The organism is Streptomyces sp. NPDC058576, assembly GCF_042718715.1.
Classification (GTDB): domain Bacteria; phylum Actinomycetota; class Actinomycetes; order Streptomycetales; family Streptomycetaceae; genus Streptomyces.
Genome location: NZ_JBHXPF010000110.1, coordinates 1 through 9,838, shown reverse-complemented (window position 1 = coordinate 9,838; position 9,838 = coordinate 1). Strand labels below are relative to the sequence as shown.

The following is a 9,838-nucleotide window of genomic DNA, read 5'->3' as shown; positions in this document are numbered from 1 at the left end:
CCTTCGTGGCGCGCGCCGGGCTCCTGGGGTGGTGCGGTGGGCGTTACCCCGTCGTGGCGCCGAGCGACGTATCGCCGGGCGTCGTGCCCGTACCGCCGTCGTCGCCGGCCCCGCCGTCGTCGCCGCCTCCGCCCGGAGTGCCGGGGTCGGTGGACGGCTCGGTGGGATCGCCCGAGGGCTCCCCGCTGCCGCCCTCGTTGGTGCTGCCGTCCGACGTACCCGGGTCCGTGTCGGTCGGGGTCGGCGACGGGCTGAACGTGGGCTCGCTCGGCGTCGGGTCCGGGGTCCACGGCGGCGGGTCCGGCTCGGTCTGGCCACCGCTGGTGGTGTCCGGCTCCTCCGGCTCCTCGCTCTCCTCCTCGGACGGCTCCTCCGAGGGCTCCTCCTCGGACTGGCTGACCGAGGTGGACGGGGTGACCGGCTTCTTCTTGTCGCCGTCGCCCTGCGCCGCGTTGAGGGCGAAGGCGACGCCCGCGCCGATCGCGATCAGGGCCAGCAGGACGAAGAGCCACATCTTGCCGCGCCCGCCGGACCGCCGCTGCCCGCCGCCGTCGTAACCCCCGTCGTCCGGGTTGTACGGCGGCAGGATCGGGCCCTGCGAGGTGTCCCCGTGCATCGGGTGGCCGGCGCCCATCGCGCGGGTGGAGCCGGTCATCCCGTGCGGCGGGGTCTGGCCGCCCTCGTGCAGCGCGACCGGGCCGGTGTTCCAGGTGCCCGTGTGACCGCCCTGCACCTGGAGCATCTGCAGGCTGTACTGGACGAGCCCGCGCATCTCCTCGGCGCTCTGGAACCGGTCGTCCGGGTCCTTCGCCAGCGAGCGCATCACCATCCCGTCCAGCTCCGGCGGCACCACGTCCGAGACCTCGGACGGCGGCACCGGAATGTCCTGGACGTGCTGGTAGACCACCGAGAGCGGGGTCTCACCGGTGAACGGGGGCCGCAGCGCCAGCAGCTCGTAGAGCAGGCAGCCGGTGGCGTACAGGTCGGAGCGGTGGTCGACGGCCTTGCCGAGGGCCTGCTCGGGGGAGAGGTACTGCGGCGTGCCCATGACCATGCCGGTCTGGGTCATCGTCGACTGCGCGCCGTGCAGCGCGCGGGCGATGCCGAAGTCCATCACCTTGACCGCGCCGGAATCCGTGATGATCACGTTGGCGGGCTTGATGTCGCGGTGCACGATGCCGTGCTGGTGGGAGTACGCGAGGGCTTCCAGCACGCCCGAGACGATGATCAGCGCCTGCTCGGGCGGCGGGGCCTCGGCGGTCAGAAGGAGATCGCGGATGGTGCGGCCCTCGACCAGCTCCATCACGATGTACGGGACGGTCTGGCCGCCCACGACGTCCTCGCCGGAGTCGTACACGGCGACGATCGCGTGGTGGTTGAGGCCCGCGACGGACTGTGCCTCGCGGGTGAAGCGGGCCTTGGAGACCGGGTCCTCGGCCAGGTCGGAGCGGAGCAGCTTCACCGCGACCGTCCGTCCGAGCCGGACGTCCTCCGCCGCGTAGACCTCTGCCATGCCGCCCCGGCCGAGCCGGTGGGTCATCCGGTAACGCCCGTCACCGACGACGCCGCCGACGCCCCAGGAGTCGGTGCCATCCGAAACTCCGCCGCCGTTTGCTTCGGAATCGGGTGCCATCAGTCCTCGCCGTCGTATCTGTCCGCGCGTCCGCGGGTTCTCACGGTGCCTTGCTGCATTGCCACGTCACGCTACAGCCTCCGCCGGACACCACGGTTCCGCTCCGGCAGGATCATCGGACCGTCCGGCGCGTCCTCCACCGGAATGTGATGCGTTTCCTGTAACGCTTCCGAGACGCTTCTTGTGCGTAGGGTCACGGAACGGGCACCCGGCTTGACGTGTCGGACCCCTACGGCAGACTTGGCGCGTCATCGCGTTGCACGGAACCGCGGGCCACGCGAAGACGTCAGACAGAAACACACAGAAGCACCGCGTGCGACCGCGCGCCGCCGAGGGGGATGCAAGTCATGAGCCAGGACGGCGCACAGGGCCGCTACGCGGGCGGGGCGGTCGCGGGCGGCCGCTACCAACTGCGCGACCTGCTCGGCGAGGGCGGGATGGCGTCCGTCTACCTGGCCTACGACTCCGCTCTGGACCGTCAGGTCGCGATCAAGACCCTGCACACCGAGCTGGGCCGCGAGCAGTCCTTCCGCGAGCGCTTCCGGCGTGAGGCGCAGGCCGTCGCCAAGCTCCAGCACACCAACATCGTCTCCGTCTTCGACACCGGCGAGGACGAGCTCGGCGGTGCGCTGATGCCCTACATCGTCATGGAGTACGTCGAGGGGCAGCCGCTCGGCTCGGTGCTGGCCGCCGACATCCGGCAGCACGGCGCGATGCCGGCCGACAAGGCCCTGAAGGTGACGGCGGACGTGCTCGCCGCCCTGGAGACCAGCCACGAGATGGGCCTGGTCCACCGGGACATCAAGCCCGGCAACGTGATGATGACCAAGCGCGGCGTCGTCAAGGTCATGGACTTCGGCATCGCCCGTGCCATGCAGTCCGGCGTCACCTCGATGACCCAGACCGGCATGGTCGTCGGCACCCCGCAGTACCTCTCCCCCGAGCAGGCCCTCGGCCGCGGCGTCGACGCCCGGTCCGACCTGTACTCGGTCGGCATCATGCTCTTCCAGCTGCTCACCGGCCGGATCCCGTTCGACGCGGACTCGCCGCTGGCCATCGCGTACGCGCATGTGCAGGAGGAGCCGGTCGCGCCCTCCAGCATCAACCGGTCGGTCACCCCGGCGATGGACGCCCTCGTCGCCCGCGCGCTCAAGAAGAACCCGAACGAGCGCTTCCCCAGCGCCGCCGCGATGCGCGACGAGATCGCCCGGGTGCTGAACGCCTCCGGCGGCCAGACCGGCGCCCCGATGATCGTGGCCGGCGGCGGGCCCGCCAACAGCGGTTCCGGTGTCGGTTCGGCGGTGTTCCCGCCGGTCGACCAGAGCACTCCGGCGCCGCACAGCGTGCAGACGCCGTACCAGCCGCATCCGCAGCACCAGCAGCCCCACCAGCCCGGCCCGTACAGCCGGCCGACCCCGGCGCCCACGCCGAGCTACGGCTACCCGCAGGCGGCCCAGGGTCAGGGCTACCAGCACCCGGGCCAGCTGTCCCACCAGACTCCGCCGCCGTACTCGATCTCACCGCAGCACTCGACGGCGGTCGGCGCCTCCGACCGCGGCGGCTCGAAGCGGAACATGCCGGTCATCGTCGGCTCGATCGTCGTGGCCCTCCTGGCGGTCGGCGGCCTGATCACCGCGATCGCCCTCCAGGGCGGCAAGGACGACGAGGCGGGCAAGGGCGACGGCCCGGGCACCGAGCAGGTGGAGGGCTACCGTCCGCCGGAGCGCAACCGGACGATGGAGGAGACGCAGTGCTCGGACGCCTCCGAGGACTCCAACGACCCGAAGAAGGTCCGCGCGCCGAACTTCATCTACAAGGACATCCTGTCGGCCAAGTCGTGCGCGGCCGCCGCGGGCTGGACGATCAAGGTCATCGAGGAACCGGGCAACACCTACGCCGAGGACCAGATCGTCGGCCAGTTCCCGTCCTCCGGTGCGGCGGTCGACGAGCAGGGCGCCCACTTCGAGCTGAAGGTCTCCACGGGCAAGCCTTCCTGAAGCGCCGGCCCCTCCGGGAACGTCGGTTCTCCCAGCACCACCTCGCCCTGCCGGAACGTGTCCGAAGCTGATCGTTACGGGTCCACGGATCTCTCCTCGATCTCCGTCGTGGATCGCTGACCGGGCCCGGATTTCCGGATACCGCGTCCGGGATGCCGGATGAGGGGGCCCGTGTGACGCTGATCTCATGGCTCCAGGACTTCCGGCGGCATGGCCGTCGAGGTGTGCGGTCTGTCTGATGGCGGCGGCCGGAGCGGCGCTGGGGCCACTGGGCGGTTCCGCCCACGGCTCATCGGCGCCCGACGGTCCGTCCCTCACCGCCTCGGCCCCCGGGACGTCGAGCCCCGCCTCCGCCGCCCCGGCCACCCCGCCGCCTGCCCCGTCGGGCTCCGCGTCCCCTTCGGCGCTCCCTTCCGCCCTGCCCCTGCCCCCGCCTCCGTCGTCCGGCGTCCCGGCTTCCGGAGCGTCGGAGTCCGGAGCGGCCCCGTCCTCCCCGTCCTCCCCGGTGGCGACCGGGCACGGCGCGCAGGCTCCCGCCGGGCCCGAGGCGGAGGACGACGCGCCGGAGTCCTCCGCCTCTTCCGCTTCCCCCGAGGTGTCCGGGTCGACCGCCCCGCTGGCCGGGCGTGAGGCCGGGGCCGGCAAGGCGCGTCCCGGGCGTTCGCTGTCGCCGCTGGAGCTGGCGCGGGCCGAGGACCCCGTCGAGGAGGCCCCGCCGGAGGAGACCGACGAGGGCCTGGCGGACCCCGTTGACCTGCCTGTTTCCACCCCGCCGCCCGACGCGTTCAGCGATCCGGGGCAACGGTCCGGGCAGGCGCTGGACGCCGCGGCCGTCCAGCGGGTGCAGCAGGTCTCGCTCGGTACGGGCATCGCCCTGGTCGGGCTGGGACTCGGCTTTCTCGCATTCCGTATGCGCCGTTCGAACTGAGCGTCGCCACCCACCGCTCCGCTCCGGGTCCCCCTTCGCAGAGACGGCCGACGAGACTTGCCAGGACCGACATACTCGGTATACATACTCAGTATGTCCATTCGCCACGGCCTGCTGGCCCTGCTGGAACGGGGCCCTCGCTACGGGTCCCAGCTCCGCACCGAGTTCGAGTCGCGCACCGGCTCCACCTGGCCCCTGAACGTCGGGCAGGTCTACACGACGCTCAGCCGCCTGGAACGGGACGGCCTGATCGTCCAGGACGGTTCGGACGATGCCGGGCACGACCTCTACGCGATCACCGACGACGGCCGCACCGAGCTGCGCACCTGGTTCGGGACGCCGGTGGACCGCACCAGTCCGCCCCGCGACGAACTGGCCATCAAGCTCGCCATGGCCGTGGGAGCCCCGGGGGTCGACATCCGGGAGGTCATCCAGTCCCAGCGCCACCACACGCTCAAGGCGATGCAGGACTACACCCGGCTCAAGGCCCAGGCCCTGGCCGACGTCCCGGCCAACCGGGACGAGGTCGCCTGGCTCCTCGTCGTGGAACAGCTGATCTTCCAGGCGGAGGCCGAGGCCCGCTGGCTCGACCACTGCGAGTCCCGGCTGGTCCGCCTCGCCGAGGCCGCCGCCATCGAGCCGTCCGCCGAGCCCGCCCCCGCGGCCACGCGTGGTCCGGCCCGCTCGCCCGCCGGCCGGACACGCTCCAAGCGCTGACACCGCCGCGCACCACTCGGGCGGTGCCGGTCCCGGTGCCGCCGCTCCTGCCCGACCCGTGTTGTTCCTAGTCGTTCCTAGGGGGGAACCACCCGCCATGCCCTCGTCCGCCACACCGCCGCCCCCGCCGTCCTCCGGGACGCCCGGCGGCAGCCCCGTACTCGAACTGCGGGAGCTGACCCGTACCCATGGCTCCGGCATCGCCGAGGTGCACGCCCTGCGCGGGATCCACCTCTCCGTGTACCCGGGCGAACTGGTCGCCGTGATGGGCCCCTCCGGCTCCGGCAAGTCCACCCTGCTGACCCTGGCCGGCGGGCTCGACACCGCCACGAGCGGCCAGGTCGTCATCGAGGGCCAGGACATCGCCTCCCTCGGACCCAAGGGAATGGCCGCCCTGCGCCGCCGCAGCGTCGGCTACGTCTTCCAGGACTACAACCTCATCCCCGCCCTGACCGCCGCCGAGAACATCGCGCTGCCCCGCGAACTCGACGGCGTCTCCGTGCGCAAGGCCCGCAAGGAAGCCGTCGCCGCGCTGGCCGAGATGAAGCTGGAGGAGATCGCCGACCGCTTCCCCGACGAGATGTCCGGCGGCCAGCAGCAGCGCGTCGCCATCGCCCGCGCCCTCGTCGGCGACCGGCGTCTCGTCCTCGCCGACGAGCCGACCGGAGCGCTCGACTCCGAGACCGGCGAGGCCGTCCTCGCCCTGCTGCGCACCCGCTGCGACCAGGGCGCGGCCGGCGTCATGGTGACGCATGAGCCCCGGTACGCGGCCTGGGCCGACCGGGTCGTGTTCCTCCGTGACGGCTCGATCGTCGACCAGACGGTGACCGCGGGAGCCGACTCCCTGCTCTCCGCCGGAACCGCCGAGGCCACCGCGTGAGCCCTCTCCCCGGCTGGCGCGCAGCCTTCCGCATAGCCCGGCGCGACGCCGTACGGGCCAAGGGCCGCAGCGCCCTGGTCGTCGCGATGATCGCCCTGCCGGTCCTCGGTGTGACCGCCGCCGACCTCACCTACCGCAGCGCCCTGCCCACCAAGGCCGAGGAACTGACGGGAGAGTTGGGAGCCGCCGACGCACTGTTCTCGGCCACGGGCGTGGGCCCGGTGAAGATCGAGCAGATGCCCGACGGCGTCAACTGGGGCACCCCCGAAGACGCCCCGGACCCGACCCCCGAGCAGCAGGCGAAGCCGGTCGACGTGCGCGCGGCCTTCCCCGAGGGCTCGCGGTATCTCACCGAGCGGAGCGTGCCCGCGTCGGTGACCACCCGCCACGGCCTCGCCGACACCCAGATCACCGAACTGCGCATCGCGGACCCCATGCTGCGCGGCCGGATCGAGCTGACCGACGGCGCCTATCCCCGGGCCGAGGACGAGATCGCGGCGACCGAGGAGTTCATCGAGTCGTCCGGGCTGTCCATCGGCGACCGCGTCACCGTGCGCGGCCCCGACCAGTCCTACACCCTCACCGGCGCGGTCGAACTGCCCGCCGACCTGCGGGCCGACTCCCTGTACGCGCTCCCCGGGGCGGTCATCGCCCCCTGGCAGAAGACCGCCGACCGCGACAAGGAGATCCTGCCGCCCCAGGCGACCGACCCGGACTGGCTGGTCGAGGGCCCGCCCGCAGGTGTGACCTGGCAGGACGTTCTCGCCGCCAACGAGAAGGGCGTGGTGGTCACGTCCCGCCAGGTCGCCCTGAACCCGCCGCCGGACTCCGAGGTCCCGATGGCGGCCATGATGGGCAACACGTACGACGGGGACGGGGAGCTGACCGCTGCGGCCCTCACGGTGGCCGCCATGGCCGTCCTGGAGATCGTGCTGCTGGCCGGTCCGGCGTTCGCCGTGGGCGCCCGCCGTTCGCGGCGCCAGCTGGGTTTGGTCGGCTCGTGCGGCGGCAGCCGGGGACAGGTCCGGGCCGTGGTCCTCGCGGGCGGCGCGGTGCTCGGCGGGGTCGGCGCGGTGGCCGGCGTCGGCGCCGGGTTCGGTCTGACCGCCCTGTTCCGGCCGATGATCGAGGACTTCACGGGCCGCCGCTTCGGCGAGCTGACCGTGCAGCCCTGGGAGATCCTCGGCATCGCCGTGCTCGGCCTGGTCACCGGCGTCCTCGCCGCGCTCGCCCCGGCGATCGTCGCGGGCCGCCAGTCCGTCCTGGAGTCGCTCACCGGCCGGCGCGGCACCCGCCGCGGCTCCCGTGTGCTGCCCGTCATCGGCGTCGTCGCGCTCGCGGCCGGAATCGCCGTGGCGGTGTACGGCGGTGTCAACGGCAGCACCAACCTCGTCGCCGGCGGATCCGTCCTCGCCGAACTGGGCGTCCTCGGCTGCATCCCGGTGATCGTCGGCCTCCTCGGCCGGCTCGGCCGGAGGCTCCCGCTGACGCCCCGTATCGCCCTGCGTGACGCGGCCCGCAACCGGGGCCGTACCGCACCCGCCGTCGCCGCCGTGATGGCGGCCGTCGCGGGCAGCGTCGCCATCGCCACGTACACCAGCAGCAACGCCGCCGAGCAGGCGTACGACCATGTGCCCAACATGACGCCGGGCACCGCCGCGCTGATGGCCGCCGACGTCGGCGACGACGCCGAACTGCCCCGCTCGCGGTCCGCCGTCGAGCAGAACTTCCCGGTCAACGGCGCCCGCGCCGACATCGGACGGGTATGGGCCGGCAGCGACTGCTCGGTCTACTACGAGGAGGAGAACGGCTGCGGCACCCTCGAATTCGTCAAGCCCACCGGCGAGGGCCACTCCTGCCCGCTGAAGGGCAAGGGCGCCAAGGATCTCGCCCTGCGGATCTCGGCGGACGAACACAAGCGGCTGATGAACTCCCCGGCCTGCGTGGACGAGAACTACACCATGACCGCGTTCGGCACCGGCAGCGACAAGATCGTCATCGGGGGCGCGGACATGCTCGCCTCGTACGTGAAGCTGGACGACCCGGCGGCGGCGAAGGCCCTGGCGGAGGGCGTTCCCGTCCTGCTGAACCCGGCGTACGCGAAGAACGGCGAGGTCACCCTCAAAGCCGCGCACATCTACAACGACCGCGACAAGAAGATGCGGGCCCTGCACCCCGGAAAGGCCCGGACCACCACGGAACAGCTGAAGGTGTACGTCGCACCGGACCGCTACGCGGCGACGCCCGGCATCCGGATGGTCATGCCGAGGAGCACCGCGGAGCGGCTCGGCCTGCACGTCGAGGACTACGGCAGCTTCTACACGCTGCACCGCGATCCCACGGACGCCGAGAACCAGGCGGCCCACGCGGCGCTGGAGCAGGCCGGCAACCGCGCGTACCTGATGACCGAGAACGAGATGCCGCAGACGGACGACGACACGATCCTGCTGATCCTCGCCCTGTTCGCCGGGGTGGTCACCCTGGGCGCGGCGGCCATCACGACCGGGCTGTCCAAGGCCGACGCGGAGGCCGACCTCACCACGCTCAGCGCGGTGGGCGCACCCCCGGGCGTACGGCGTTCGCTGTCCGGCTTCCAGTGTCTGGTCGTCGCTCTGACCGGCGTACTCCTGGGAACGGCGGCGGGCCTCGTGCCCGCGGTCGCCCTGCGGCTGACCGACCTGCGCGAGGCGGTGGCGGACATGCGGGACAACCCGATGGAGTCGGCCTACACGCCGATCGTGATGCCGTGGGAGACCGTCGGGCTGCTGGCCGTGGTCGTCCCGGTGCTCGCCGGACTGCTGGCCGCCGGCCTCACCAGCTCGCGGCTGACCCTGGCCCGACGCGCGGGGTGAACGGCGCTTCCGGTACCCCCGGAAGGCTTCCGGTGCCCCCGAAGACGGTGGATCTTCCGTTTTCGGGGGCACCAACGTGGTGTACGGCATGTGTGCGAGACAATGGCGGCATGGAAATGCCGAGGAATGACCGGTCGCAGGAGCACCCGCAGGTCCTTGTCGTGGGCCAGGACGGAATGGCTATCGGCGGCGGTGCCAGTGACGACGAGTCGCGCGAGGTCCCGGTGACGGAAATGGTGGAACAGCCCGCGAAGGTCATGCGCATCGGCAGCATGATCAAGCAGCTTCTGGAGGAGGTCAGGGCGGCTCCTCTCGACGAGGCGAGCCGGGTCAGGCTCAAGGAGATCCACGCCAGCTCCGTGAAGGAGCTGGAGGACGGCCTGGCGCCCGAGCTGGTCGAGGAGCTGGAGCGGCTCTCCCTGCCGTTCACCGAGGAGTCGGTGCCCTCCGAGGCCGAGCTGCGGATCGCCCAGGCACAGCTCGTGGGCTGGCTGGAAGGGCTCTTCCACGGCATCCAGACGGCGCTGTTCGCGCAGCAGATGGCGGCCCGCGCCCAGCTGGAGCAGATGCGCCGGGCCCTGCCGCCCGGCACGGTCCACGAGGACGAGGAGGGCGGCGCGGACCCGCACGGCCCGATCCGTTCGGGCCCGTATCTGTAACCCGCATCCGCCCCGGAGACCGAGGACCGACCGCGAGGGGCCCCGGGGGGCGCCCCTCCGGGGGGGGGCCGCGGCCCCCGCCGTGGGGGGGGGGGGGGCGGCGGGGGCGCGGGGGGGGGTGGGGCGCCCGAGCAGGGGCAGGGGCCGGGAGGGGAGCGGCGCCTCGACCGGG

7 protein-coding genes are annotated in these 9,838 nt (G+C 72.6%); 6 read left to right on the top strand and 1 reads right to left on the bottom strand.

The window, feature by feature from the left end; translation table 11 throughout:
• Nucleotides 1–43: 43 nt before the first annotated feature.
• A complete protein-coding gene (locus ACFWRV_RS36010) occupies nt 44–1,633 on the bottom strand; it encodes a protein kinase (protein ID WP_384340349.1) in 1,590 nt (529 codons plus the stop codon).
• 347 nt (nt 1,634–1,980) lie between these two features.
• Between ACFWRV_RS36010 and ACFWRV_RS36005 the strand changes: the two genes are divergently transcribed.
• The 6 genes from ACFWRV_RS36005 to ACFWRV_RS35980 all read left to right on the top strand — a co-directional run bounded on the left by ACFWRV_RS36005 (nt 1,981) and on the right by ACFWRV_RS35980 (nt 9,666).
• Nucleotides 1,981–3,630 (top strand): protein kinase, encoded by a 1,650-nt coding sequence (locus ACFWRV_RS36005; protein WP_384340348.1) that lies wholly within the window; start codon nt 1,981–1,983, stop codon nt 3,628–3,630.
• A gap of 187 nt (nt 3,631–3,817) precedes the next feature.
• A complete protein-coding gene (locus tag ACFWRV_RS36000) occupies nt 3,818–4,558 on the top strand; it encodes a hypothetical protein (RefSeq protein ID WP_384340346.1) in 741 nt (246 codons plus the stop codon).
• A gap of 93 nt (nt 4,559–4,651) precedes the next feature.
• Nucleotides 4,652–5,275 (top strand): PadR family transcriptional regulator, encoded by a 624-nt coding sequence (locus ACFWRV_RS35995; protein ID WP_384340344.1) that lies wholly within the window; start codon nt 4,652–4,654, stop codon nt 5,273–5,275.
• 97 nt (nt 5,276–5,372) lie between these two features.
• Complete coding sequence (locus ACFWRV_RS35990; protein ID WP_384340343.1) at nt 5,373–6,155, top strand: ABC transporter ATP-binding protein; 783 nt, start codon at nt 5,373–5,375, stop codon at nt 6,153–6,155.
• Nucleotides 6,152–9,007 carry an FtsX-like permease family protein gene (locus tag ACFWRV_RS35985; protein WP_384340341.1) on the top strand — a complete coding sequence of 952 codons (2,856 nt, stop codon included), beginning with the start codon at nt 6,152–6,154 and terminating at the stop codon, nt 9,005–9,007. Before ACFWRV_RS35990 ends, ACFWRV_RS35985 begins: the two co-directional genes overlap by 4 nt.
• 110 nt (nt 9,008–9,117) lie before the next feature.
• Nucleotides 9,118–9,666, top strand: coding sequence for a bacterial proteasome activator family protein (locus tag ACFWRV_RS35980; RefSeq protein ID WP_012380119.1), 549 nt, complete (start codon nt 9,118–9,120; stop codon nt 9,664–9,666).
• The last annotated feature ends 172 nt before the right edge of the window (nt 9,667–9,838 follow it).

Excerpts from the sequence above, each read along its gene's own strand:
- ACFWRV_RS36010 (WP_384340349.1), bottom strand. The coding sequence starts at position 1,633 with ATGGCACCCGATTCCGAAGCAAACGGCGGCGGAGTTTCGGATGGCACC.
- ACFWRV_RS36005 (WP_384340348.1), top strand. The coding sequence starts at position 1,981 with ATGAGCCAGGACGGCGCACAGGGCCGCTACGCGGGCGGGGCGGTCGCG.
- ACFWRV_RS36000 (WP_384340346.1), top strand. The coding sequence starts at position 3,818 with ATGGCTCCAGGACTTCCGGCGGCATGGCCGTCGAGGTGTGCGGTCTGT.
- ACFWRV_RS35995 (WP_384340344.1), top strand. The coding sequence starts at position 4,652 with ATGTCCATTCGCCACGGCCTGCTGGCCCTGCTGGAACGGGGCCCTCGC.
- ACFWRV_RS35990 (WP_384340343.1), top strand. The coding sequence starts at position 5,373 with ATGCCCTCGTCCGCCACACCGCCGCCCCCGCCGTCCTCCGGGACGCCC.
- ACFWRV_RS35980 (WP_012380119.1), top strand. The coding sequence starts at position 9,118 with ATGGAAATGCCGAGGAATGACCGGTCGCAGGAGCACCCGCAGGTCCTT.